General features: G+C 42.8%; 18 protein-coding genes. 7 read left to right on the top strand and 11 right to left on the bottom strand.

All coding sequences use genetic code 11. The features are described from left to right. The first annotated feature begins 94 nt into the window (after positions 1-94). Entirely contained in the window at positions 95-397 is a 303-nt protein-coding gene (locus ACT7WV_RS12950) for a DUF5132 domain-containing protein (RefSeq protein ID WP_445103287.1), read from the top strand. 138 nt (positions 398-535) lie between these two features. After that, complete coding sequence (locus ACT7WV_RS12945) at positions 536-1144, top strand: HMA2 domain-containing protein (RefSeq protein WP_445103286.1); 609 nt, start codon at positions 536-538, stop codon at positions 1142-1144. Positions 1145-1167: 23 nt separating this feature from the next. Here the strand turns inward: ACT7WV_RS12945 and glyS are convergent, their stop codons facing one another. The 4 genes from glyS to ACT7WV_RS12925 form a co-directional block, all read right to left on the bottom strand. Continuing rightward, on the bottom strand, positions 1168-3312 hold the full coding sequence (gene glyS, locus ACT7WV_RS12940) for a glycine--tRNA ligase subunit beta (protein WP_445103285.1): 2145 nt from the start codon (positions 3310-3312) through the stop codon (positions 1168-1170). 222 nt (positions 3313-3534) lie between these two features. Next, positions 3535-3999: a BON domain-containing protein gene (locus ACT7WV_RS12935; RefSeq protein ID WP_445103284.1), complete on the bottom strand. Its 465-nt coding sequence runs from the start codon at positions 3997-3999 to the stop codon at positions 3535-3537. A gap of 132 nt (positions 4000-4131) precedes the next feature. After that, positions 4132-5370 carry a general stress protein gene (locus tag ACT7WV_RS12930; protein WP_445103283.1) on the bottom strand — a complete coding sequence of 413 codons (1239 nt, stop codon included), beginning with the start codon at positions 5368-5370 and terminating at the stop codon, positions 4132-4134. A gap of 382 nt (positions 5371-5752) precedes the next feature. Beyond that, entirely contained in the window at positions 5753-5959 is a 207-nt protein-coding gene (locus tag ACT7WV_RS12925) for a CsbD family protein (protein WP_445103282.1), read from the bottom strand. A gap of 860 nt (positions 5960-6819) precedes the next feature. Between ACT7WV_RS12925 and ACT7WV_RS12920 the strand changes: the two genes are divergently transcribed. Further along, a complete protein-coding gene (locus ACT7WV_RS12920) occupies positions 6820-10422 on the top strand; it encodes a response regulator (protein ID WP_445103281.1) in 3603 nt (1200 codons plus the stop codon). A gap of 7 nt (positions 10423-10429) precedes the next feature. Here ACT7WV_RS12920 and ACT7WV_RS12915 read toward each other — a convergent pair whose 3' ends face one another. The 4 genes from ACT7WV_RS12915 to ACT7WV_RS12900 all read right to left on the bottom strand — a co-directional run bounded on the left by ACT7WV_RS12915 (position 10430) and on the right by ACT7WV_RS12900 (position 16976). Further along, complete coding sequence (locus ACT7WV_RS12915; protein ID WP_445103280.1) at positions 10430-11920, bottom strand: hybrid sensor histidine kinase/response regulator; 1491 nt, start codon at positions 11918-11920, stop codon at positions 10430-10432. A gap of 489 nt (positions 11921-12409) precedes the next feature. Continuing rightward, entirely contained in the window at positions 12410-13303 is an 894-nt protein-coding gene (locus ACT7WV_RS12910; RefSeq protein WP_445103279.1) for an ABC transporter ATP-binding protein, read from the bottom strand. A 263-nt stretch (positions 13304-13566) separates the two neighbouring features. Then, positions 13567-15873 carry a PAS domain-containing hybrid sensor histidine kinase/response regulator gene (locus ACT7WV_RS12905; RefSeq protein ID WP_445103278.1) on the bottom strand — a complete coding sequence of 769 codons (2307 nt, stop codon included), beginning with the start codon at positions 15871-15873 and terminating at the stop codon, positions 13567-13569. Between the two features lie 329 nt (positions 15874-16202). Continuing rightward, complete coding sequence (locus ACT7WV_RS12900) at positions 16203-16976, bottom strand: ABC transporter permease (RefSeq protein ID WP_463424254.1); 774 nt, start codon at positions 16974-16976, stop codon at positions 16203-16205. A 241-nt stretch (positions 16977-17217) separates the two neighbouring features. Between ACT7WV_RS12900 and ACT7WV_RS12895 the strand changes: the two genes are divergently transcribed. The 3 genes from ACT7WV_RS12895 (at position 17218) to ACT7WV_RS12885 (ending at position 21965) form a co-directional block, all read left to right on the top strand. Then, positions 17218-19116, top strand: coding sequence for a protein kinase domain-containing protein (locus ACT7WV_RS12895; RefSeq protein WP_445103276.1), 1899 nt, complete (start codon positions 17218-17220; stop codon positions 19114-19116). Positions 19117-19259: 143 nt separating this feature from the next. Beyond that, positions 19260-21449, top strand: coding sequence for a protein kinase domain-containing protein (locus tag ACT7WV_RS12890; RefSeq protein WP_445103275.1), 2190 nt, complete (start codon positions 19260-19262; stop codon positions 21447-21449). 99 nt (positions 21450-21548) lie between these two features. After that, positions 21549-21965, top strand: a complete 417-nt coding sequence (locus tag ACT7WV_RS12885) for a DUF1824 family protein (RefSeq protein ID WP_445103274.1) — start codon at positions 21549-21551, stop codon at positions 21963-21965. Positions 21966-22313: 348 nt separating this feature from the next. Here ACT7WV_RS12885 and tnpA read toward each other — a convergent pair whose 3' ends face one another. Then, complete coding sequence (tnpA, locus tag ACT7WV_RS12880) at positions 22314-22721, bottom strand: IS200/IS605 family transposase (protein ID WP_445103273.1); 408 nt, start codon at positions 22719-22721, stop codon at positions 22314-22316. A 61-nt stretch (positions 22722-22782) separates the two neighbouring features. Between tnpA and ACT7WV_RS12875 the strand changes: the two genes are divergently transcribed. Further along, positions 22783-24039 carry an RNA-guided endonuclease InsQ/TnpB family protein gene (locus ACT7WV_RS12875; protein ID WP_445103272.1) on the top strand — a complete coding sequence of 419 codons (1257 nt, stop codon included), beginning with the start codon at positions 22783-22785 and terminating at the stop codon, positions 24037-24039. A gap of 153 nt (positions 24040-24192) precedes the next feature. On the opposite strand, the gene ACT7WV_RS12870 is transcribed toward ACT7WV_RS12875, so the two are convergent. Then, positions 24193-24759: a GIY-YIG nuclease family protein gene (locus ACT7WV_RS12870; RefSeq protein ID WP_445103271.1), complete on the bottom strand. Its 567-nt coding sequence runs from the start codon at positions 24757-24759 to the stop codon at positions 24193-24195. 361 nt (positions 24760-25120) lie between these two features. Beyond that, complete coding sequence (locus tag ACT7WV_RS12865) at positions 25121-25339, bottom strand: hypothetical protein (RefSeq protein WP_445103270.1); 219 nt, start codon at positions 25337-25339, stop codon at positions 25121-25123. Between the last annotated feature and the right edge of the window lie 296 nt (positions 25340-25635).

The raw sequence follows: 25635 nt of genomic DNA, 5'->3' as shown, positions 1-25635 counted from the left end.
ATGCTGCTATTTCTAGCGACATAGGTACACCTTAAACTCTCAGCATCAGTTGAGCAGATTGTTTGATTCAAACCTTTTATCTTGGAGATGTGTCATGGCAGTTTTAGAAGATCTATTTGAAGGTGTTACAGAAAACATGGGTGTCCCTGGTATTGCGGCTGGCCTGGGCGCTGTAGTGCTGGCACCTTTGCTAATTCCTGCTGTAGCTAAAGTGGGTAAACCCTTTGCCAAGGCAGCAATTAAAGGCGGGATTGTCCTTTTTGAAAAGGGCAAAGGTCTGGTCGAAGAAACTGGTGAGTTGTTTGAAGACCTAGTGGCAGAGTCAAAGGCTGAACTAGCTGAGAAGCGAGTGCAAGCAGAACTCGAAGGTCTTCAACCCCATGCCGAGGCAAACTAGAGATTCAATCATTTTTAGTCTCAAAGCCTTTAGCCAGGAAAGGTAATATTGCTTCTTGGCAGAATGATCCGACTAGTTACCAGGGATGGGTCTGTTTCCCATCCCTTTTTTGATCAGGATTTAGGAGTTTTCTAGCAAATGGTTATCGGCAATAATGCCAAGATAGTGCAAGCAATGCCAACAGAATGGGAGCAGGACACCGGAGTAATCCCCGCTTCCATAGTAAGTCGGACTCCAGGGCGAATCCGGTTTCGAGTTGTTCCTTGCTCACGGCAAAAAGATCAACTCGAACAGATTACCAGATCACTAAAAGAACGTCTGGGGATTTATCGGGTGCGTACTAATGCCGCTAGTGGCAGCATCACCGTTTTCCATGCACTGGAACACTTGAGTTTTGATGATGTCAAGGCTATTTTGCGGGATTTGGGCATTATTTTTCTTGAGGTCACTCAAAGAGAACCCATCGAGACCAAGGGCAAATCGGAAGTTGCGGCAGGGATAGCTAACACAGTTACCGACCTGAACCAGCGAGTTGGACAAGCGACAAGTGGTGTGGTTGACCTGCGTTTCCTGCTCCCCCTCGGCTTTGCTGCACTATCTTTGCGACAGTTAGTCGCAAAAGGACTGCAATTGGAGATTATTCCCTGGTACGTTTTAGCTTGGTACTCTTTTGATAGCTTTATTAAGCTGCACTACACTAGCGAACCGCAAGGGAAAAACAACTACAGACCACGAGAATCTAATTAGACGCTAAGGGCAGTTTAGTTGTCTTATCTTTTGACAATTAAACCAAAATCTCCCAAAATACGGGCATGATTGCGCAGCAAACCTAACAAATTCAGTCGGTTACGCCGGATTTCTGGGTCAGGATCCATCACCAAAACACTCTGAGTGCCGTCAAAAAACTCACTAACTGTGGGGGCAATCTCACTGATTGCTTCCACTAACTTATGATAGTCTCGCTCCTCCTGGGAGGCTTGAGTTTTTGGCACCAGTCTGACCAAGGCATCGTAAAAATATTGCTCTGAGGACTTCTGGAATAACTTTGTTTGTACTACAGCAGGTGGTTCTAGTTCGGCAGTATTCAAATCACCTTGACCCGCTAGACGGGCAGAACGGTTGACCGTTTCGTAGATTTCGTCTAGCTTACCGTTATTACGGATTTCTTGGAGGAATAAAGCGCGATCGCGTACATCCAATAAGTCTGTTAATGCCCTCTGTGTATACTCAGCATCATTTTCTCCCAGAACAGCATTCACTAAATCGTAGTCAATATTTCGTTCCTCTTGTAGTAAAGTGCGGAGGCGTTGTAAGAAAAACTCCTCTAACAAATCCACAGGCGAATTTTTGCCGGGGAAAGCTGTCACAAAGTCAGTGGCAATATCACCCAACAACTGCTTGAGATTAATCGGCAAATCTCCATGCCAAGTAATATTAACCACCGCATTTGCTGCACGGCGTAGGGCAAAGGGGTCAGATGAACCTGTTGGCAGTATTTCTAAGCCAAAAATACTCACTAACGTATCCAATCTATCGGCTAAAGCCACGACTTGACCAGTGAGAGTTTGAGGTAGAGAATCATTAGCCCCTCTCGGTAAATAATGCTCAAAAATTGCTGTTGCCGCCGCCTCTGGTTCTCCACTGGCAGTGGCATATTTTTGTCCCATTACCCCCTGTAATTCAGGGAATTCGTAGACCATCTGGGTAACAAGGTCAGCCTTACAAAGTAAAGCTGCTCGCAGAATATTAATGCGCTCAGCATCTGAGAAAGCTAATTGCTCTGAGATTTGATCAGCAATCTTTTCCAGCCGCGCCACTTTATCCCGCACTGAACCCAATTGTTCTTGAAAAGTTACTTTTTCTAATTTAGGTAAGTAGCTTTCTAGGGGTAAGCTTAAGTCAGCTTTATAGAAAAACTGAGCATCAGCTAAACGTGCCTTAATCACCCTTTCATTCCCTGCGGCAATAATCTCAGATTTAGCAGGATCACCATTGGAAATCGTGATAAAATAAGGGATTAATTCCTGGGCTGCTGTGTTTTTAAATACTGGAAAATAACGCTGATGAGTCACCATTACTATGGTGACTACTTCTGGAGGAAGACTCAAGAATTCTGGTGCAAATTGGCCAACTACTGCCGTTGGCCATTCCACCAGGTTAGTAACTTCTGTCCATAAATCTGGATATAAAGGCACATGACCCTTTAAGTTCTTGGCAGCGACCTCTACTTGCTCTTGAATTTTGCTGCGACGTTCCTCTTGTACCACGGCAACGTAAGCGCTACGCAGATAATCTACATAATCTGCTGCTTGGGAAAGCTTAACCGGTTCTGGATGCAAGACCCGATGCCCACGGGAGAAGCGATCGCTGGTAACTGTCTCAGAACCATTTTCCAGTTCTATAGGCAGCACCTGATCATCCAACAGCGTTACTAACCAACGAATTGGTCGAGGGAACCTCAAATCCCCGTCTGCCCAATGCATAAAACGCCTGCCTTCCAAGCCAAAAATCCATTGAGGAATCAGTTCCCTCAGAATTTCTCTGCAAGGGCGACCGACAATTTTTTTGAGAACAAAGACAAATGCTCCTTTCTCGGTGTCTCTTACTTCCAGGGCATCTAATTCTACTCCCTGCTTTCTGGCAAAGCCTTCTGCCGCCTTAGTTGGTTTACCATCCTTAAAGGCTGCTTGGGCTGGTGGTCCTTTCACCTCTTCCTCCCGGTCTGGTTGCTGTAGCGGTAGTCCTTGAATGAGTACCGCGAGGCGTCGAGGAGTGCCATAAACCTCAATTGTCTCTGGCGTCAGGAATTGCTCATCAAGGGTTTTGGGAATGCGCGATTGCCACTGAGCGATCGCACTATCAACAAAATCTGCGGGCAGTTCTTCTGTACCAACTTCGAGTAAAAATTTAGGCATAGCTTACCGATGAGAGGCGAGATGAGCGAGTAGTCTAACGCATTAATTTTGACTGACTCTGGGGACTTATAGCAAAAATAGCTGGTGATTGCTATCCCCTATTCTCCTCAAGAAAGTTGGCAGCCTCCCTGAGAATCAAGGAAACTGCCAAGAATAGTATTTAACATTAGTGGGTGTTCCCTGGGTACTCTAGGCAAACTAAACGACGATTCTAGTTACTTTTTAGTTAGTTTGAGGCTGAGCTTTAACAACAGTTACCTTAACGTTAACAGCCTTAACTCCCTTGATTTCCATAGCCAAAGGCTCAATCCGTTTTAACTGCTCTTCCGTAGGAACAGTTCCTGATACAGTAACCGTGCTATCTTCGGCTTCAACAGCTAGCGTACTAGCTGGAAGGTTAGCCTCAAGTTTACTGCGGACTTCACTTTGAAGGTCACCTTCCGCTCTTACTTGGTCGCCTCCAGTAATATTATTGCGCTCCTCTCGTGCTTGGATATCGGCATTAAGCTGGTCTCGGCGAATTTCACTAGTCGCATCTTCTTTGTTCTCTTGTGCTTGCTCTACCGTAGGAGCATCAGCAGCATTTTCCACGTCATTAGGAGCATCGGCACTGGTTTTTGCACTCTCGCACGCCGCTACTCCAAACAATAAGGCACTACTAAGGAGAACGGTCATTAGCCTTTTCATTTCTTGCTTACCTCTACCTTTCTGATTAAAGTGAAAATTACTTGTGGGTTAAGAAGTGATCCGGAGCAAGCTTTCTTGCTCAACTTGCTCCAGGGATATTTTCGGTAATTTGGGGCTACTGATTATTACCGATCACAACGTCGGCTTCCGGTGGTCAATAATTTGGACATTAGGTTTGTGACCGGCAAAGTTACCTTCGTCCGATATCACTTTGCGCTCAGCAGCAACAGGACTGGGAGCAGAGGCATCAACCTCTGATGGATCATAGACACCCCACTCTTGAACGCCGTGATGGTTGAGAATATCTTCGGCATGGTGGATTTCTTCTGGTGTACCATCAACCATGACCAAATAGTCACCTCTGGTTACCCGTTCGTTATAAACTCTGGCTCGGTTTTCCGGAACGCCTAAACCAATCAGTGCACCACCTACACCACCAGCAGCCGCTCCAATGGCACCTCCTGCAACCGTTGTGGCTAGGGCAGTCGCTAAAGCACCTCCTGCTAAAACTGGGCCGACGCCAGGAATGGCTAAAGTACCTAAACCTACTAGCAAACCGCCTAAACCACCTAGAACACCACCTGTAGAAGCACCAACTTTCGCGCCTTCGTCGGTCATTGTGCGATCAGCTAAGTTGCTATCATGATGCTGTCCCGGCGAATTGGTATCTTTACCCACTATAGAGATCTGACCCATGGGGAAATCGGCTTCTCTCAACTCTCGAATCGCCGCTTCGGCATCTAGACGGTAGGGGAAGACACCAACAGCACGCCGATAATTACCTTGCATGGCCGTTGTCTGACTCGTGGCTGCATGAGTCTCTGGTGTATCATAAACTTCCCATTCCTGAATGCCGCGACGACCCAGAATCGCCTCGGCGCGGTGGATTTCTTCCTGGGTTCCATCAACTATTACTAAATAATCACCCCGGCTCACGCGCTCGTTATAAACTCTAGCTCGCTCTTCCGGAATACCTAAACCGACCAGTGCACCCATAATCCCGCCCGTAGCGGCTCCAATTGCGCCTCCGGCTAAGGTAGTTGCGATCGCTGTAGCAGTAGCTCCAGCTAGCATAATTGGTCCTATTCCGGGAATTGCTAGAGTGCCCAACCCTACTAGTAGACCCGTGAGACCACCTAAGGTGCCACCAGTAAGAGCACCAGCGGCTGCTCCTTCGTCGGCTTTATTTCCAGCATGATCTCGGACATCAGCCCCAGCAAACTTATCATGATCCTGATGTTCGGCATCACGTGCCACTACGGATACGTGATCCATGGGAAACTTAGAGTCTTTGAGTTCTCTGAGAGCTAATTCAGCATCCCGACGGCTGGAAAAAACGCCTACTGCCCTTCTGTCTCGTCTTAAAGTCATTTACTTATCCTCCTACAAAGGGAGAATTGTTGATGTTGATTTTTTTTATATCTGCCTATTTGGCCTCATCTATTAACATTTACTCACCTTTTCTTCAAATTATTCTCATCCTTAGGAAGTAAATTATTTCCTTATTTAAAAGCTTTTAAATCCACGGCAATTTTGCCAGACAACAAAAGGGGTCTAGTAACTTTATTCAGGAAGAGATTTGCCAATCCCCAAATTACTAGATAACTGGTTGTGAAACATTGGTGGCAGTAAGCACAAGATATGTTAGCTCAATAATTTAGATTCAATAGTTGCTTATTGATTGTTAGTTATGGATTGAGTGACTATTGGAAATCAGCTCTAAAATATTCGCTTCTGTTGCAGGCAAAGATTTTCATTTATCAAATATTCTATAAGCCCTATTAATTATTGTTTTGGCTCGCTCTTTGATGTTTTCTTGAGTATGTTCGAGTGAAGCTTCTACTTGCTTCATCTGGCCTTCTATTTTTTGGTTTTCGTTACCTCTTATTTTCCCAAAAGTCTCTTTTAGCTTACCTTCAAGGTTTTTAGCGGTTGCTTGAATTCTCTTTTCAATGCTCATTTTTTATCCTTTAATTATTTGCCAAATTTTTTTAATTAAATACCACCGTGTCTGCTAACTTTTAGCCAGATTAATACGATAAAAATTGCTTTTAAGCCAAATAGCAATCATCTCACAGGGTTGCCGTCAATTCAAGTACTAATGATGTCTAATAAGATGCCTAACAAAATTAAGCATGGAGTCTCATCACCTGGACAATTAGGATAAATGGCTGTTCTGATCGCACAGTCAATTAAGCCCAATGCTATATCAATCAATAATGTTTATTTTGCTTTCATTTTAAGAAACTTCCCTAATAGAAGTACATTATCAGAAGCGTCAAGGTTTTTTATCTATCTTGAGAAATATTTTTTTACTATCGGTAATGTCAATTTTCCAAGGGTAGTTTTACAAAAAAGACAATAAATCTAGATTAAAGAAGGCTAAGTATATATATGAGTTAATTTTTTTGGCTTTTTAACTAATTAAAAAAGTTTTTTTGTTAATACTTGGTTACTACTTGGGCTTTTGTCGCACATAAAAACTTGTTATTATTTAAGTTGTAAAACTTTTTTATCTATAAATTACTTAATCTGAAGAGGAAAAGAGAAGAGTTTAAAGCGTTGCACTTAAAAACTACAATCAGAGAATATTTATTTAACAAAATTAATACTTAATGTCAATAGTTGCCTTTAACTTTCACTGCTTATACAGCCAAATGAATATCGCGAGTTATCTTGCTCAAGTAAAACCTCAAATCAATGAAAACGTCAGGCAAATGACGTCACACATTTATTTGTCTAAATCTTGAAGTAATTAGATGTTTTTCTCAAAAGTTATACTTAATTATCAAGTTGAGCTTAACTATAAAGGAGAAGTCTATGAAGCTTAAGACCAAGTTACTTGTCAGTTTTTTAGGTATTGCTTCACTGGTCGTATTATTAGGCTTTATTAATATTTTTACGAAGAATATTGTTAATAGTCAGATCAAAAGAATTACCAGCCGAAGAACTCCAGAACTGATTGCTCTAGAGCAAATCAAAGCTGCATCTCTGAAAATGATTGCAGAAGTATATAGCTATGCTTTGATTGAATCAGAGTCAGCTAATTTAGCTTCAGAAGCCTTAGATACTCAGAACAAAGAAAATAAAGCCAGAAAAGAGACAGAAGAATTTACAGAAGCCAGTGAAAATTTACAAAAGTGGCTATCTCAACTTGACAAAATTGCCGACACCCCAGAACAGCAAGCTATTTATCAACAACTTGAACAAGAAAAAAAACAGCTTGAAAAAGTTGGCAAAGAAATTATTATATTAAAAGCTCAAGGAGTTAAAGGCAATGGAATACTTATTAAGTATCAAAATTTTAAAACAGCAGAAGAAAATTTCCTGCAAGTTGTTGACAAGGGCTTAGATATTAATTTAACAACACTAAATTTTGCCAATGAAAAAGTAAATAGCATCGCCAATTTTTCTGTATTGATCAATTTATTAGCTGTTTTAGTAACAATCATCACGTCTGTAATACTTGGACTGTTACTTTCAAAAAAAATTCTCAAGCCAGTTAAGCAGCTCCAAAACGCAGCCAACGAGATAGGGGAAGGAAAACTCAGTACTAGGGTAGACGTAAACACCCAAGATGAACTGCAGTTTTTAGCTGAGGCTTTCAATCTTATGGCTGGACAGTTAGAAGAAACAACTGTCTCTAAAGCTTATCTTGATAACATCATTGGAGTTCTCAGCGATTCTTTGATTGTTCTCAATAAAGATTTCAGAATTCAGAGCTTCAATCAAGCAACTTTGTCTTTGTCAGGCTATCAGCAGGAAGAACTACTTAATCAGCCCTTAAATATATTACTTAACCAAAATACTTGTCTAAGCTCCTTAGCCGAAAATCAAGCAAAACAGAATAATTTTCTCGGTAGGAAGGAAACCAGTTTATTAACTAAAGACAGCAAACGAATCCCTGTATCTGTTGCGGTTTCAGCGATGAAGAATACGGCTGGTCAACTTGAGGGTATTGTTTGTCTAGTACAAAATATTTTGGCTCGTAAAGAGGCGGAGGCGGCGCTACGTAGGCAAGGACTGATGTTTGAGACAATTTACGATGGCGTCATTATTACCAACCTTCAAGGGCGCATCGTTGACTGGAACCCAGCGGCCGAAAGGATGTTCGGTTATCAAAAAGCTGAGGTACTGGGTAAAACCTCAGAATTTATCTACCCTGGGCTAGAACCCATGTCGCTAACCAAGCAGATGTTCGACACCTTCATTGGTGAGGGGCGCTGGACTGGTGAACTCGAATTTGTCCGTAAAGACGGTACTAAGGGGATTTGTGAAACAGTTGTTGTACCCCTGCGGGATGAATATGGTCAGCTAAGGTCTACTATCGGGGTTAATCGCGATATTACTGAGCGCAAGCAGTACGAAAATCAATTAGTCGAAGCACGGGAAGCAGCCTTAGAAGCCGCACGGGCTAAAGCTCAATTCTTGGCAAACATGAGCCACGAAATCCGCACTCCGATGAATGGAGTTTTGGGTATGAGCGAATTACTCTTAACTACGGAACTTACTCCCCGACAAGTGGACTTTGTACGCACCTTGCAGATGAGTGGTGAACACTTACTGACAGTAATCAACGATGTTCTCGACTTTTCTAAACTTGAAGCCGGGGAAATGCGGTTAGATACGGATGAGCTTGATTTAAACCGTTGCCTGGAAGAAGTGCTAGACTTATGTTCCCCACAAGCTCATGCACGAGATCTGGAACTAGCTTTGTTGGTGAATACTGAAGTGCCACGACAAGTTAGGGGAGATGCGGGTCGCCTGCGACAAGTTCTTACCAATCTAGTAGGCAATGCCATCAAATTTACCCACCAAGGAGAAATATTAATCGAGGTATCTTTGATTACTCAGTTGCCAGAGAATGGAGAAACTCAGGTTTTATCTGAGAACTCTCAATCCGAGGAGGTACAACAGATTCAATTGCGATTTGCCGTCAAAGATACTGGCATTGGTATTGCTCCAGAAGACCAAAACAAGCTGTTCCAATCCTTCTCGCAAGTAGATACCTCCAACACTCGTAAGTATGCTGGCACCGGCTTAGGTCTAGCTATCTGTAAGCAACTGGTAGAATTAATGGGAGGAGAAATTGGCGTAGACAGTCAGTTGGGAGTTGGCTCTACTTTTTGGTTTACTGGCACTTTTAGCAAAGTTGCCACCGACAGCAGCCAAGAAGCAATCGCTCAAGTTGCTCCCGGCATCCCTGTTTCCCCGGAAATTCTGGCAGGCAAAAGAGTCTTAGTCGTCGATGACCGCCTGGTCAATCGTCAAATTGTGCAATACCAGTTGCAAGCTAAGGGAATGGAAGTGGATGAAGCAGAAAACGGCATGGTTGCTCTCTCCGCCTTGCAAGCAGCTACGGAAGCGGGAAAACCTTATGATGTTGCTCTGCTGGATATGAAAATGCCCAAGATAGATGGGTCAACTCTGGGACGGCTGATTCTAGCTGAACCGGACTGGTCACAAACTAAGCTAGTATTGATGACCTCTATGCACGCCGGTGATACAGGTCAACCACTGCTCAAAAGCGGATTTTCCGATTATTTAGTCAAGCCAGTCAAAGAATCTCGGCTGCTACAGTCACTGCTCAAAGTCTTCTCTCCTCAACAGCAGTTGCCAACCGTTGATCGACAGTGGTTAGATAAATTGCTTCCAGAGCAAAAACAACACAAAAGTCTCAAAATTCTGCTCGTGGAAGATACCCCGGTAAATCTCAAATTAGTGCGGCATCAAGTGCGACTACTAGGCTACCAGTCGGACTCGGCAGAGAACGGTCAACAAGCCCTGGAAAAATTAGCCACGCATCAATTTGATATTGTACTCATGGATTGTCAGATGCCAGTTATGGATGGCTATAAGGCAACACAACTTCTGCGTCAACGAGAAGGTCTCCACCGTCATACAATAGTGATTGGCATGACCGCTTATGCCATGCAAGGCGATCGCGAAAAATGCTTAACTGCTGGTATGGACGACTATCTGAGTAAGCCAGTGATGGTGAAAGACTTGCGACCAGTGCTACAACAATGGTCAGATGTCGTTAAGAGAAACTCGGAAGCCGACAGTAGTTCTTCTCTGGGTGAAACCAATTTTGATGCTACACAGTTGATCGATTGGCCTCGCCTCAAGGAAATCTCTGGCTCAGCAGATGCTTCTTTTCAACTGGAACTAGTGCAGGGATTTGTCAAGGATGCAGAAACTTTAATTGCCGAGGCAAGGCAAGCACTAGCGGCTCAAAACAGTTATCTTCTGGCCAACAAAGCTCACCAACTCAAAGGGGCGAGTTCCTCGGTAGCAGTGCCAGCTATGGCGGAGTTAGCTGCTAAATTACGCGATCGAGTAGAAGATGGTGATCTTGAAGGTGCCAGCGAGCTAGTTACTGAGTTAGAAAAATTGCTAGAGCAGCTTAAAGAGTTGTCGTAGCTAGATATTATTGCATGGGCAATTTCACGATGAACGTGGTGCCCACTTCAAGCGTACTGGTAAACTTAATTTCTCCTTGGTGTCGTTCAACACACCGTCGGACAATTGCTAATCCTAGTCCAGTACCCGCAATTTTCCCCACGTTTCTGCCTCGATGAAAGGATTCAAACAGTTGAGATTGGTCTTCTTCAGGAATACCAATCCCTTGATCTTGAATACGGAAGATTGCCAGATGCGGCTCAGTTTCTGTAGTCAATTCAAACTCCACGGTGCTGCCGCTAGGAGAGTACTTAAGTGCATTTGAGAGCAGATTAACCAGAATGTAGCGCAGCAATTTCTCATCCATCCAGGCTTCTTTGTATTTACCCTCAATTTTCAAGACAATCTTCTGTTCACTATCCTCACTCAAGGATAATTCTTCAGTTAAATCGCGGCAGAATTGCTCTAGATCTAAGGGAGTAGGGTTAAATTCCAGCCTACCTGATTCCGCTTGACCAATAAGCAATACATCTTCCATGAGTTCCGTCATTCGCTGTACAGAAGCTTTAATGCGTTGCAGATAGAGCTGTTTCTGCTCTTTAGTAATTTTCTCTTCGTAGCGTGTGAGCAACTCAGTAGCCGTCAAAATGGCGCTAAGGGGATTGCGGAACTCGTGGGAGACAGTGGAGATGAACTGAGAGCGGAAAGTGTTTACTTCTTGCTCTTTTTTCAGAGATCTTTCCAGCAATTCTGTTTGGCGCAACTGACTGATATCCCAAAAAACGACAACAGTTCCACTAATTTCTCCAGATTTCTCTGTCAGGGGTGAAATGCTATGACCAATGGGAATTTCATTGCCGTTTTTGGTAATCAAGACATTATAATCCCCCTGATAGAGAACTTGCTCTCCCTGAAGTACCTGTACAATGGGATGTGGCGCTGAGCGACCTGTGGCTTCATCAAAAATTTGAAAGATCTCTATCACATCCTTATCCACAGCTTCTCTGAGTTGCCACTCTGTCAATGCTTCTGCTGCAGGATTGATAAAAGTGATTACTCCTTGCGGATTAGTAGCAATTACCCCATCATTCATTGACTGCAAGATGGTTGCTAGTTGTTCTTGACTCTCTCGCAACGCCTGTTCCATCTGATGTTGGTAGAGGGCAATTTCAATGGCAACTCGTAAATCTTTTTCGTTAAATGGTTTAATGACGTAGCCGAAGGGCTTTGTAGTTTTAGCCCGATCTAGAGTTTTATTATCGGCAAAGGCACTCAGGTAGACTACGGGAATGTTTAACTGCTCACGGATTTGGTTAGCAGCAGCTATGCCGTCCATCTTACCCTTGAGTAAAATGTCCATTAATACAAGGTCAGGCTGAGTTTCTATCGCCATCGCCATCGCCTGGGAAGCTGAGTAAGCCGTAGCGGTCACAATATACCCCAGTCGTCTTAACTGGACGGCAATTGCCTGGGTAACAATTACTTCGTCTTCAACTACTAAAATCCGGGCTGAGACCATATCTTATTCCGCCTTTACAATTCTTGCCCAGAAAACACCATCCTGAAAGTCTTGTCCTGATTGTGGTCAAGCTCTGTACTACTTTCCACTAGTCTAGGTACTGGGTCATTAAGGGTGATCCTAAAGGTTTGCTATTTTCACTGCTCCAACCTAGCAGCTTTAGCAAACCCCAGTGAGATTTACTTTTGGGTTCTTGCTAAGGCGGTCTGAAAAAAATAACGGTGCAGCCAGTGAATTCTGCGCCCTCCTGAATTAGATTAGTCGGCGCTGCAAAGTTGAGTATAGTTGTCAACTTCTTGGACAGTATCATCAAATTCTACAAAGCTTCCTCATCATCTTCCCAGAATTAACGAAAGAAACTGATAAACTGAGCTTCACTAAATAAAGCCTACAATCGAGCATTTCTCAAAATTAGACACTGACTGCTATCAGGAGTAATTAGTGATATTTTTACTAGCAGATAATGATCTAGATCACTTACATTAGTTTTTAACTTCGAGTGATCTCTAAGTAAATATGCTCCAACTGCACCGGACCATGGGAGATTGAGTCGAGGGGAATGCCCTCAAAACAGCTAATAATTTCTGGGAGTTCCAGCTTTTTAGGCAACCAAAAGGCGAGGTCATTACTACTATAGCGTCGATGGACAAAGCCAAGCTGTTGAGCACGGGCGATCGCTTCTTCTTCTTGAAGCGTTTGCACGATGACGACTTCTTGAGCCGCAATCTTTTGCCGCAACTGAGTTAAATTACCTTCTGCTAAAATACGGCCCCCTTTGAGAATACCGATTCTCTGACAAAGACGTTCTGCCTCATCCAATAAATGAGTTGTCAGCAACACTGTAATTCCTTGATTTTTTAGGCATCTAATTAAGTCCCAAATTTCATAACGTGCCTCAATATCTAGACCAGTAGTCGGTTCATCTAAAATGAGTAACTTCGGTTGATGTACTAAAGCAACGGCAATGTTGAGGCGTCGCTGCATGCCTCCGCTCAAAGTTTCTACGGGACTTTTGGCTCTGTCTGCAAGGTGAACAGCCTCCAAACAAACCTGCACTCTTTGTTTTCTTTCTTTGGCTCTTAAACCGTAGAGTTTAGCGTAGAAATTCAAGTTTTCTTCACAACTAAGAGTTTTATACAGTAAATTTTCTTGGGGCGCGACACCGATTAAAGCTTTTGTTGCTTCTGAAACTGACTGACCATTGAGTTGAATTGTTCCACTATCAGCTTGTAGCAAATTACAGAGAATATTAATTGTAGTAGTTTTTCCAGCTCCATTAGGACCGAGCAATCCGTAGATTTCTCCAGGAAGGATGTGCAGACTCAAGTCTTGAATAACTTGTCTTTTTCCGTAAGACTTACTTATTTTTTCGATTTTTAACACTATTTCAACATCTATGAAGATCTAAAGATATAGATAGAATGCCCCTCATATAAGTTTTCTATAACTATGTACTCCATTGATTACTCCCTGTAGTCCGCCTTGCTCTAAGTTCTTGATTCCCCGAAGGCTTTAGGGGGACGTTAACAGGGGGGAGTTTCATCAAGTCCAGCTTCAAAGAGAGTTAGTTTTACTATACTGAGCATCATTTGCAATCAAGGCAGCTGGAGGTTTCTTAAGCTAACCAAGCACAAACATCTTCATTGTCACTTTTGTCGGGCTAGCTTTGCCACTGCAGCCACTAACTCGGTAGGTTCAATTGGCTTGGCTAAATGTATCTGAAACCCAGCATTTAAAGCACGGGTGTGTTCTTCTTCCCTAGCAAAGGCAGTTAAAGCGATCGCAGGAATTTGACCTCCTTGCTTAGCTTCGAGGCTTCTTATTTGGCTAATTAAAAAATAGCCATCTTTTTCTGGCATACCGATATCACTGATGAGAATTTCTGGTTGAGATGGTGCGATCGCTTCTAAAGCCTCTGTTGCTGATGCAGCTGTTGTCACTTGTGCCTTGCACTGTTCTAGCACCAAGGTAATTAATTCTAGAGTATCAACATGGTCATCTACGACCAGGACTCGCAAACCCTCTAGTTCGGGATAGTTATCTATATCTTCTGTTGGTTCTGTAGGCTGCTGCCACTGGGATGAATCTACTATTAGAGGCAGGTATATTCTAAAGGTGGCTCCTTTACCTTCCCCTTCGCTAAAGACTCCCACAGAGCCGTTGTGCATGTCTACTAAATAGCGCACAATTGCTAGTCCCAGTCCCAATCCGCTATGGTTTCTGGTGGTTGTGGCATCAGCTTGGCGAAAGCGCTCAAAAATAAAAGGGAGAAACTGAGAAGTGATACCTTTCCCTGTGTCTCTAACCGTAATCTGAGCCATGGAGTCAACCTGCTCAAGTTGAACTTCAATCAGTCCTCCCTGAGGTGTAAACTTGATAGCATTAGATATAAGATTCCAAACAACTTGCTCCAAGCGCTCCACATCTCCTAGAAGCTGGCCTGCCAAGGGTTCGTAGATAGATTCCACTCGCAACCCTTTGAGTTCCGCTGTAGGCTTCAGGTTCTCAATAACTCCATCCAGAAGCCTGGTTAACTGCACTGGACGGATATTCAGGCGAATTTTACCTCGGATGACCCGCGAGATATCGAGAATATCTTCAATTAGTTTCCCCTGTAGTCTGGCATTGCGATCAATTGTGGTGTAAGCCTTAGTGGTGGTTGTTTCATTCAACTTCCGGTTAAGGAGTAGATGAGTCCAACCTAGTATGGCGTTGAGGGGTGTGCGTAGTTCGTGAGAGACAATTGCTAGGAACTCGTCCTTAAGGAGATTAGCTTCTTGGAGCTGGCGGTAAAGTCGTGCATTATCAATCGCTAGGGCAGCTCGTTCGGCAAGTTCCTCTGTCATCGTCAAGTCGGCTTGGGTATAACAGCGCTCCGGTTGTGCTGAGGCTAATGCCATCGTACCCAGCTTGCGCTGATGAGCAATTAGTGGCACGATTATGTAGGAATTAACTTTAAGCTGGCGCAGTATTCCTAGGTGTTCTGCATCACGGGCAATAAATTGCAAAACAGACTCAGAAACTTTTGTAACTAACTCTGGCTTGCTAGTCCTTAAAACCTTTGGCACTCCGTAGTCGGAATTGGTAAGAAGTGGATAGCGTCGCCTAAGTTCTAAAACCAACGCCTCTTGCTCTGGGTCAGATGCTGCAACTACCGGTTCCTCAAAGTTGCTGGAATTAGTCTCATTAATATCAATTACACACCAATCAGCTAGAGATGGCACTGCCAGTTGAGCCACCCTAGTTAGGGTAGTGCGGTAGTCAAGAGAGGAAGCTAGCAGGTGGCTTGCCTCAGCCAAGAAAGTAGAGCGTTTTTCTTGAACCTCGGCTGCTGCACGGGCTTCTTGCTCACGGATTAGCAGTTTGTGTTGCTCTTGAGCTTGCTTACGCTCAGTAATGTCCCGCACTAGCCAACGCAAAGCAACTACTTTACCTGAAGTGTCACGGACAGGGTTAACGCTCAAAGCAGCATCAAGCAACTTACCTTTAGCGATTTGTAAGCGAGCTTCCCACTCCTGTCGCAACTCTAACCGTTCTAGTCGATTTAGTTGAAGATAAAAATTCTGGCGTTCCTCTGGAGCCATTAATACACTAAGTGGTTTACCTAGCAAGTATTCCTGCTTTCTCTGAAGTATTTGAGCGGCAATTTGGTTGACTTCCTGGATGATTCCTTGATCATCAGTTACTAGGTAAGCATCCGGTGCAAAATCGAATAAATCTCTATACTTGCACCGTTCTAACTCCAAAAGATGTTGGACGAACTGCAATTGCTCGTTTTGTCGCAGCAACTCTTCTTGAGCTACCCGCAACTCTTCCCAACCAACTTGCAGTTCCCCGAAAAATTCCTGCAATTGCTGCTGCCCTGGTACGGGTATTTGATCAGATTGTGGCAGTAGTGCAGCTACTCGCGAATGCCATTCCTCTATCTTCCAGGTAAAGTCTTCTATATTCATTTTTAAGCTAGGTTTTCCTAAATTAAAGCAGTAGATAAAGCCTTATAGTACAATCCTGGGCTATAAAAGAGGTCTATTGTTTGGCAAAGCTTTGTCAAGTTCACTTAGCCGATTGTTTATCTGGTAGCACGATGACTGCTAATTACTCCTACTCCCTTTCTTGGATAAAACTGTCGAATGTTCACTAATGCCTGATGCCTCACCTACTTTACTGATAATAGTTATTCTACCGGAATAGTTGGTAGGTGGATAAATAACAAGAAAGCAAAATTAAGTGCTAATTTAATCCAAATTTTTACCCAGAAAATTCCTTAATTTTCAATTTTTAGTTAAAGTCTCCTCTCAACTCGTAACATCCGTTGATAAGCAAGCCATCCCCCTGTGACCATAGCTATTGCAAACACACATAAAAACCCAAAATGCCCTTGAATTTCTGCCAAACTACTACCAGTATCCCAGACAGCTAACAAGGCTTCATTCATATGATAAATTGGGTTGTATTTAGCAATTGCTAGCAACTTCTCTGGAAAGAATGATGCAGGAATAAAGGCTCCCCCCAGCAGTAAGAGAGGGACACCAAAAGCTGCTACTAAAGAATTGACATCCTCAGTCCGCCTGGCAAACTGTGTACCCAAAATAAATCCGACGCCGACGTAAGACAGGATACTTAGTGAGATAATCAATATTCCCAGCAGTGCCGAACCCCGAAACTGAGCCCCCCACAAAGCAGATATATTGTAAACCAAGAGTCCTTGACCAATACCAATACAGCTATGGGCTAAAAAGATACCAAAAAAGTAAGAGGTGCCGCTTAAGGGTGAAATAAATAAACGCTTGAGAGTTTGTTGTTCTCGCTCTGCCACTACTGTTGCTACACTACCGCCCAGACAGCTAAAAAATAAAGCAGCACCAACAAGAGTTAGAGGTGCGGCACTTTCAAAAGCTTCAGCCAGGGAAGGCTTAGCTTGTTCAGCCAAAATAAAGCCGTTGAGTAAAAGAATAGAAATCGGAAAAATTGCCCAACAAATCAGGCTACGGCGTCGTCGCCACAATTCAATCAAAATTCGCTGTGCTACTGCTAGAGTTTCGTACCAATATTTCATGTGAGGAGAAATAGTCAAGACTGATTATATCAATTGTTACAGAATTTAACTCAGCTCTCAGTAAATTGAGAGCTGGTTGAACAAAAGAGCAAGGCAGCAGTAAATAAACGCCCCAGAGTAGAGGTAATAGTTAGGACATAAACTCATTTTTGCCGGACAAAAACTGAGACTGGCTGGAGAAAGCGACAAATCAGCTCGTCTAGAGAGAAAATAGAAGCAGACCTGCTGATGGCTTTCCCGTATGAGCTGCTGCCTCAATCCCGATTGCCAAAATCCCCATAACCTATGTGGCGAAAAATTTTGTCGAAGTTGTGGGGCCCCGTTAGTAGCATTACGGAATCGCTACTATATTATCCAGTTGCTTTCTGATCAGGGAGGATTTGGTAGAACTTACCTAGCTAAGGATGCAGACAAACTCGATGAATTTTGCGTTGTTAAACAACTAGCGCCGAAAACCCAGGAAACTTGGGCAATTGAGAAGTCTGTAGAGTTATTTGAGCAAGAGGCAATGCGTCTGCAACAGTTAGGGCAACATCCCCAAATTCCCAAGCTGTTAGCTTACTTTCGGGAAAACCAATACCTGTACTTAGTGCAGGAGTTTATTGAAGGGCCCACCTTGCTGCAAGAGTTGGTACAGCAGGGGACGTTTAGTGCTCTCAAGATTCGGGAGTTATTAATTGATATTTTGGGCATCCTCCGGTTTGTCCATCAGCACCAGGTTATTCACCGAGATATCAAACCAGACAACATCATTCGTCGCCAAACAGACGGCAAATTGGTGCTCATTGATTTTGGGATAGCTAAGCAGTTGAGTGCCAAGACGGTAGCAAGAATCGGAACAACCATCGGTTCCTTCGGCTACGTACCAATGGAACAAATGGAGGATGGCAAAGTCTACCCCGCCAGCGATTTGTATGGTTTGGGTGCCACTTGCTTTCATCTGCTTAGTGGGATTCACCCCTGGGAACTGTGGAAAATGCAGGGTTATCGCTGGGCTTCTGACTGGCGCGAGTATCTCAAGCAGCCTGTCAACCGCACCTTAGGACATATCCTTGACCAGCTACTAGAAAAAAATTATGCTCAACGTTACCAGTCAGTAGAAGAAGTTTTAGAAGATGTTTTAAGGGACTGGAATCTTCAAGCCGAAAAGACCAAGTATCGTAACCCCTGGCTGGTAGTGGGTGCTTTTATCTTGGTGGGGTTGGGGGGATATGGGATTTGGCATATTCCTTCACCCAATACTGCCCCTAATCCTCAAGCAGCGCTAGTCAATAGTAATGGTGGATATTCCATTCACCAACCTGTGTCTATTGCCCTAAGTCCAGATGGCAAAACTCTAGTTAGTGGGGGTAACAAAGAAATCCAGATTTGGAATTTGCAACCATGGACACTCAACAAGACTCTCATGGGGCATGTTGGCTGGGTTAGTTCCCTCGTGATTAGTCAGGATAGCCAGACGTTAGTCAGTGGGGGTGATGACGCCGTTATCCAGATTAGAGATCTTAATACAGGGGAACTCAAAAACGAGTTACTGGGACAGAAAAAAGAAATTCTTGCCCTTGCCATTAGCCCAGATGGACAGACGCTGGCGAGTGGTTGTAGGGACAAAATTATCAAGATTTGGGATTTGCAGACGGGAGCACTCACCAATACCCTCACTCTACACAGCGATCAAATTCTTGCCCTAGCTATTAGCCCCGATGGAGAGACTTTAGTCAGTGGTAGTAAGGACAACACCATCAATATTTGGGATTTAAACACGGGAGAACCGAAAAACACTCTGATTGGGCATGCTGGATGGGTGAGTTCTCTTGCCATTAGCCCGGATGGACGGATGTTAGTTAGTGGCGGTGGGGATAGTAAAATCAAGGTCTGGGATTTAAAGACGGGAGAACTAAAAACTACTCTAGTCGGTCACACTAGCCGAGTTAATTCCCTGGCTATTAGTCCAGATGGAGAGACTTTAGTCAGTGGATCTCAAGACAAAAGCATCAAGATTTGGGATTTAGCCACAGGTCAATTACGAGATACTCTGATTAAACATCAAGATGAGGTTATTTATGTCGGGATTAGCCCTGATGGTCAGACAATTGTAAGTGGGAGTTACGACGCCACTATTCAAGTTTCGCCCATGCCATAACTTTCTTAGGACAGTCATGGGCTAAGTATTTTAAGATTACTAATCACCCGACTAGGCTGGGAATTAATTAGGTTGTCAAAATCCGAGATTAATCAAGAGCAAGATGACCATCCTAGAGGCAAAATAAATGCAAACCTTTTGATATGCCTTCAAGTATGCTTTGCTGTCTTAATCCCAATTGCCAGAATCCCTTAAATCCAGATCAGTTGAAGTTGTGTCAGAGTTGTGGCACAAAACTGGTGGTGCTGCTCAATAACCGCTATCGTCTTCTAAAGCCTATTGGGAGTGGGGGATGTGGCAGAACTTATTTAGCCCAAGATACAGAAAGGCAAAATGAACGGTGTGTAATTAGGCAGTTTACCGCACCAGGAGAAGGCAGTGAAGCACTAGTTGAGTCAACGGACTTGTTTGAGAAAGAGGCAAAACGTCTCGAAAAACTAGGACAGCATCCCCACATTCCCAGTTTATTGGCTTACTTTGCAGAAAACAACTACCTGTATTTGGTGCAGGAGTTTATTGAAGGGCGCAGCTTATTCCGTGAGTTACAGCAGCAGGGAACTTTCCGTGAATCCAAAATTCGCAAACTGTTGCTTGATTTGTTGAACATCCTCAAGTTTGTCCATCAGCAAGGTGTAGTTCACCGAGATATTAAGCCGGCAAATATTCTGCGCCGTTCCTCTGTAGATAATCAGGGTCAGTTGGTACTAATTGATTTTGCCATAGCTCCAGAATTGCAGGCGATGGCAATGGCAAAATCAGGGATAACCGTGGGTTCTTTGGGGTATGTACCTATAGAACAAGTGCAGAATGGAGAAGCGTATCCAGCTAGCGACTTATTTAGTTTAGGTGTCACTTGCTTTCATCTACTAACAGGTATTCACCCCTGGGAATTATGGAGAATTCAGGGCGATAGCTGGGTTTCTAACTGGTGGGAGCAGGTGCAGCAATCTTTAGGAACAGAGAATGCCCTATCGCCGAAATTAGAGCAAATTCTTGATAGATTACTGCAAGAAGATCAGCAGCAGCGTTATCAATCAGCAGAAGCTATCTTGCAAGATTTAAATCCTCAACCTCCAGCACCGCCTCAACTGGCTAATACTTTCTTCTCTAGCCCTGAGTCAGACTTGCCTCGACCTCAATTACTATCTACAATAATCCCACCTACTCCGTCAACAACCTCACTACCTCGACTAATTCCTACAGAAGTGCCAACTCAGATATCTAGCGAAGTAGTTTCTCCGTCTCAAACACCACCACAAGCTGTAGCTACTGTGAAACAGAAGATTAAATCTAAGTCTAAAAAACCCTGGCTGCTAGGAGGTGCTGTTCTGTTACTGGGATTATTAGGTATCTATGGATATAGGCAATTTACTACTGATGGTAACAGTGGGTTGTTTGGTTGGTGGCCTCAGAAAACTTCTAGTTCCCCGACAACTCTCTCTTCAGCAAATATCTCGAATACAAAAACTCTTGAAGACCATAAAGACTATGTTTATGCCCTCGCCATTAGTCCTGATGGCAAGACGTTAGTTAGTGGTGCTGGTGACAAAAGCATTAAGATTTGGAGTTTGCCCAGTGGTGAGCCACAAAATACTTTCACGGGGCATAGCGGTGAGGTTTATGCTCTTGCTATGAGTCAGGATGGAGAGACAATTGTTAGTGGTAGTTATGACAATACTATCAGGATTTGGAACCTCAAAACTGGCGAACTCAAGAAAACTCTAACGGGTCATAAGAGCGATGTTTTTTCCGTTGCTATCAGCCCCGACGGGAAAACTATTGCTAGTGGCAGTAACGATAAAACTATCAAAATTTGGGATGTCGATACTGGTGAAGAAAAAAGAACTCTTACTGGACACGATAGTTTTGTTTATTCTGTGGCTATCAGCCCTGACGGAGAAACTGTTGTTAGTGGTAGTAATGACAACACAATTAAGATTTGGAATCTTAAAACTGGGGAGCTAAAAAAGACTCTAACTGGACATAAAGACTGGGTGAGAGCAGTTGCTATTAGTCCCGATGGAGAGACTTTAGTAAGTGGGAGTAGCGACGATACAATTAAGCTTTGGAATCTCAAAATTGGCACGCTCAGAAGGACTTTAAATGGTCATAAGGATTGGGTAAGAACTCTAGCTATTAGTTCTGATGGAGAAACTTTAGTGAGTGGCAGCGATGACGACACAATTAAAATTTGGAATCTGAGTACTGGGGAGTTAAAAAATACCCTTACGGGGCATACTGGTTACGTTATTTCCTTAGCTATTAGTCCCGACAAGAAAACTATTGTCAGTGGTAGTCGGGACAAAACAATCAAAATCTGGTCAATTCCGTAAGGATTTTGCCAATTTTTTAATTAAGGTTAATCCGCCAAAATTGTATTACTCTCTAAATGAAAACAATTAGTTAATTGACCTTAACTGAAATCCCAATTTATGTCTACCCAAAACACAACTAACCCAACTCTTGAAGAAGCGCAAGCAATCCTTAAACCGTTCAACTGTATCGAAGGCAAAACAGTAAACTCCGAAGCAGAAAAAGCCCTAGTTCGTCAAGCACTACTGCTATTAACTGAGCATTCGGACTACCAAATCTTGGGAATTTGTGCCAGTACCACAGCCCAAGCTTTATCAGCTCTCAAAACCTATTCTTCTGCTTTAGGTTATCAGCCGCCTTTAGAATTAGACTCAGTTGATGGCTCAGTTTATCTCAAATTCAATCCTAATTCGGGATTGTGTTATCTTGATTCCTACCCAGGAGAACATCGCGGTGTCTTGGTATCTTGCCAGTCTGCCTACGAAGCTGGAATTAATGATATGTACGGTCATTTACCATTAGATTTGTTTGAATGATTAGGGTTAGTTACCGCTTGCTGAATACTACTTACCCTCTGGGGTGAGTCTCCCCTCATCCCTGAACCCCCCATAGTGAAGTATTGATAGTAAGGTGGCTCTAGGAGCTATTTGCAAACTCCAGTGTTGTTCCGAGTAAGTCGGTCAACTTGACTGCGCATTATCAGGGTGCTTTTGGGTCGCGCAGGCCTCGATTTTTTGCAAATAGCCTCTAGTTTGCTACTTGAATTAGTTGTCCGGGTATTCTGTCGGGGGTTTTCTATCTTAATGGAGCAAGAGGACTCCCGTTACAGTCGCAGACTTAACGGGAGATGAATTGCGACCAGTATAAAAATTGAGCGTAGCGAATCATTGTTTTGGTTGTTCTTGGTTCTCAACGTAATTCTTTAATTGCTCAACTGTGACACCTCCGCAACTAGCTACAAAATACGCACCAGTCCAAAAGTAAGGCTTGTTGTCAAAGTATTTTTTAGCCAGCCAAGGAAACTCTTTGCGAATCAATCTACTGCTCACTGTTTTGATATTCCCAATCAGTGTTGAGAGTGGTTTGTTTGGTTTGTAGTCAATTAATAAATGCACATGGTCTGCCTCGCCATTGAAGTCTAACAATTCACAGTCCCATTTTTTTAGGGTGTCTGTGATTACTTCTTTTAGTCGTTTTAGTATTTCTGCATTAATAGCTTTTCTGCGGTACTTTACAACTAAAACGATATGAGCGTTAAGTCGGTAAACAGACCTAAAACCATGGTTGTACATAGATTGACAAGAGATAGCGGTAAATAGTAGATTACCACAATAGTTTCTCAACGCTGTATTGATGTTAGATGTACTAAAGGTTAGGATTTATCCAAACAAAGAGCAAGAAATATCCCTAGCTAAGAGCTTTGGATGTTCTCGCTTTGTTTGGAATTTCTACCTTAATAAAACTAATACTCAATATGAAGAAACGGGTAAAGGTATGACTTACTGTCAGATGGCTAAAGACCTTACCCAGTTGAAGAAATTAACTGATTATGAATGGCTACAAGAACCGACTGCTGCTGTTTTACAGCAATCACTCAAGAATCTGGAAACTGCGTTTAAAAACTTTTTTGCCAAACGTACAGGATTTCCAAAATTCAAAAGTAAACACTCTAAACAGTCAATCCGATTTCCTGAAAGTTGTTCAATTAAGGATGGTAACTTAAAGCTACCTAAGCTGGGCATTGTTAAAGCTAGTCTTTCAAAAAATATTAACAGCAAGATTAAATCTGTAACTGTTTCTCAAACAAGTACAGATAAATATTTTGCTGCAATCTTATTTGAAACCGGAGATTTAACAAATACCAAGGAAGGGAAAATATCAGGAATTGACCTTGGGTTAACCAGTTTAATAACTGTGTTTGACGGTGAAACTTGTTATAAGGTTGACCCAATCAAGCCAACTAGAAAATATGCCAAGCGACTACGAATTAGACAGAAGGCTTTATCTCGTAAAGTTAAGGGGTCTAACAAGAGACGTAAAGCAGTTAAAGTAGTTGCCAAAGTTCACGAAAAAATATCAAACACAAGACAAGATTTTCTCCATAAACTCTCACGAAAGTTAGTTGACGATAACCAAGTCATAGTAGCGGAGAACCTTTGTGTTAAAGGATTAGCACGTACCAAGTTAGCGAAGTCAATACATGATGCTGGTTTGGGTATGCTGCTTAATTTTGTCAGCTACAAACTAGAAAGAGAGGGAGGTAAATTTGTTCAAGTTGACAAATTCTTTCCTAGTTCAAAGCTTTGTTCATGTTGTGGACATAAAAATGATTTACTGAATTTAAGTATTCGTGAGTGGATTTGTTCAGGTTGCCAAGCAACTCATGATAGGGATGAAAATGCCTCACGGAACTTAAGAGCAGAAGGGATAAGAATACTAGAAACAAATACTGCGGGACACGCAGAAATTCAAGCTTGTGGAGAAGCAGTAAGACTCGTTGGTAATTGTGCCAAAAAGCGTGTTTCTGAGAAGCAAGAATCTCCCGCTACACCGCGAAAGCGGTTAGCGGGGGAGTGTCAATTCTCGGTTCTGAAATTCCTGGAATCCTAAAATGTTGGGAGTGATAACTGATATCAAGTGTAGTTGATTAATGTTCAGGAAAAACCCTTACCTCCTCTTCTCAGACAGCCCTCTCCCAAATGGAAACAGGGACTGGCGGTGAAGGCTAATACAATAACTAATCAAACTGATTTGGTATCACAACTAGGAGAATGATTCCCAGATGAAAAATACAACGAATATCAAGATTGCTACCCAAGCCCAGAAGTTAGGTTGTTTTTGCAATTGACCTACTGACTCAGGAACTACGTCAAATAATACTTCTGCCCTTGGTCTATCGGTGGAGTCTACAGGTGAAGGTGATGGTTGAGCTTCCTTTTTGTCCTCAAAAACTATAGTACCTTCGATGAGCTGTTGCTCACTAGGCGCTGCGTAGTCATCTGGGAGGGTTAATTCATTAATTGGTGGTCTGAAGCGTTTGATTAAGATTTGCTCTTGTTGGCTTAAAATTTCGGGAGTTGCATAAAATTCTAACCAAGCGAGATTAACTTGAGAGACGACACAAGCTACAATCTGCAAATCCCTGAGTCGATTGTGATTTAACCATTGCTCCCTAATATTTTCAGCTTTGCCAATGTACAGAAGTTGACGGTCGTCATTCAAAGAATAGACAAAGTACAGTCCTGGACATTCTGGCAGCAATTCCCTATGCTCTAAAGGCAGAGCTGGCAGAGAAAAAATCGTTTCCAGTGTAATTGGTAGGTCTGTCATTAGTCAGCCGTCAGCTCCTGTTATTTGGCATCAGCTTTTTGGGATACCCTAGACAAAGTATTGAAGTTATGCGCTCAATAAATTATCATAATCCTTGAGAGGTAATTATGTAAAAAAAATGTCCGTTAATTGCTAGTAGTAAATATATTAGTAGTTTAGGGATTTTAATTATTATCGTCTTCGGTTAAACTTAAAGTAGTAAAGCTGTCTAAAGTTAGATAAAGAGAGAAACTTTTTTAGACAAAGATTTGTTGATTAGGCTGGATAGGTTGAAAGTAAAGACAGACCTACAACAAATAATTAATGCTAAAAACCAAACTCAATACAAACTAGAGTATTAGCACAAGAACAACTAGAATAGCTAGGCTTCTACTTTGGTCTTGATGCTGATTCGGAAATCAACAAGATTATCCATCACAATATTGCATTTCTGGGAGACACAACTGGCGATCGCTAATGACGCAATCAATGATTGAGGGGATTTTAAGCCCAGTACTTGAGCAATCTCCGCTAGAGATTTTCTTTGAATTGTTGAAATTATTTTAATTACCCCAGAGTGACAGAAGAGGGGTAAGCTCATACTGAGCGAACAGTCAGTAAAAATACTCTCAGCTCCCCCCTCGAAGCAATTGCCAGGAGCCAGAAGATACTTATATCCTTTCCTAGTAGGCGCTTTAGGGATTGCTACCAACCCATCAAAACTTGGTTAACAAAACAGTAGGAAATTCCTGTAGGTCTCTTTACGGAAAACACTACCAACTACTACATGTCAACCTCTGTAAATAAAAATTTACATTAGTTACTATTTACCTACGAGAGCAAAAAAAGCAGATTGACACACTCTTCTAGGGCAAACGTCCCTAGCTTGGCTGGTAG

Source organism: Symploca atlantica LB2515, assembly GCF_052546295.1.
This window is presented reverse-complemented; position numbering and strand designations above follow the sequence as displayed.

Bases quoted from the DNA above. Each gene is read 5' to 3' on its own strand.
- ACT7WV_RS12900 (WP_463424254.1), bottom strand. From the start codon at position 16,976: ATGAAATATTGGTACGAAACTCTAGCAGTAGCACAGCGAATTTTGATT.
- ACT7WV_RS12925 (WP_445103282.1), bottom strand. From the start codon at position 5,959: ATGAGCATTGAAAAGAGAATTCAAGCAACCGCTAAAAACCTTGAAGGT.
- ACT7WV_RS12865 (WP_445103270.1), bottom strand. From the start codon at position 25,339: ATGAGCTTACCCCTCTTCTGTCACTCTGGGGTAATTAAAATAATTTCA.
- ACT7WV_RS12905 (WP_445103278.1), bottom strand. From the start codon at position 15,873: ATGAATATAGAAGACTTTACCTGGAAGATAGAGGAATGGCATTCGCGA.
- glyS (WP_445103285.1), bottom strand. From the start codon at position 3,312: ATGCCTAAATTTTTACTCGAAGTTGGTACAGAAGAACTGCCCGCAGAT.
- ACT7WV_RS12870 (WP_445103271.1), bottom strand. From the start codon at position 24,759: ATGACAGACCTACCAATTACACTGGAAACGATTTTTTCTCTGCCAGCT.
- ACT7WV_RS12915 (WP_445103280.1), bottom strand. From the start codon at position 11,920: ATGGTCTCAGCCCGGATTTTAGTAGTTGAAGACGAAGTAATTGTTACC.
- ACT7WV_RS12890 (WP_445103275.1), top strand. From the start codon at position 19,260: ATGCCTTCAAGTATGCTTTGCTGTCTTAATCCCAATTGCCAGAATCCC.
- ACT7WV_RS12930 (WP_445103283.1), bottom strand. From the start codon at position 5,370: ATGACTTTAAGACGAGACAGAAGGGCAGTAGGCGTTTTTTCCAGCCGT.
- tnpA (WP_445103273.1), bottom strand. From the start codon at position 22,721: ATGTACAACCATGGTTTTAGGTCTGTTTACCGACTTAACGCTCATATC.
- ACT7WV_RS12920 (WP_445103281.1), top strand. From the start codon at position 6,820: ATGAAGCTTAAGACCAAGTTACTTGTCAGTTTTTTAGGTATTGCTTCA.
- ACT7WV_RS12935 (WP_445103284.1), bottom strand. From the start codon at position 3,999: ATGAAAAGGCTAATGACCGTTCTCCTTAGTAGTGCCTTATTGTTTGGA.
- ACT7WV_RS12885 (WP_445103274.1), top strand. From the start codon at position 21,549: ATGTCTACCCAAAACACAACTAACCCAACTCTTGAAGAAGCGCAAGCA.
- ACT7WV_RS12950 (WP_445103287.1), top strand. From the start codon at position 95: ATGGCAGTTTTAGAAGATCTATTTGAAGGTGTTACAGAAAACATGGGT.
- ACT7WV_RS12875 (WP_445103272.1), top strand. From the start codon at position 22,783: ATGTTAGATGTACTAAAGGTTAGGATTTATCCAAACAAAGAGCAAGAA.
- ACT7WV_RS12945 (WP_445103286.1), top strand. From the start codon at position 536: ATGGTTATCGGCAATAATGCCAAGATAGTGCAAGCAATGCCAACAGAA.
- ACT7WV_RS12895 (WP_445103276.1), top strand. From the start codon at position 17,218: ATGAGCTGCTGCCTCAATCCCGATTGCCAAAATCCCCATAACCTATGT.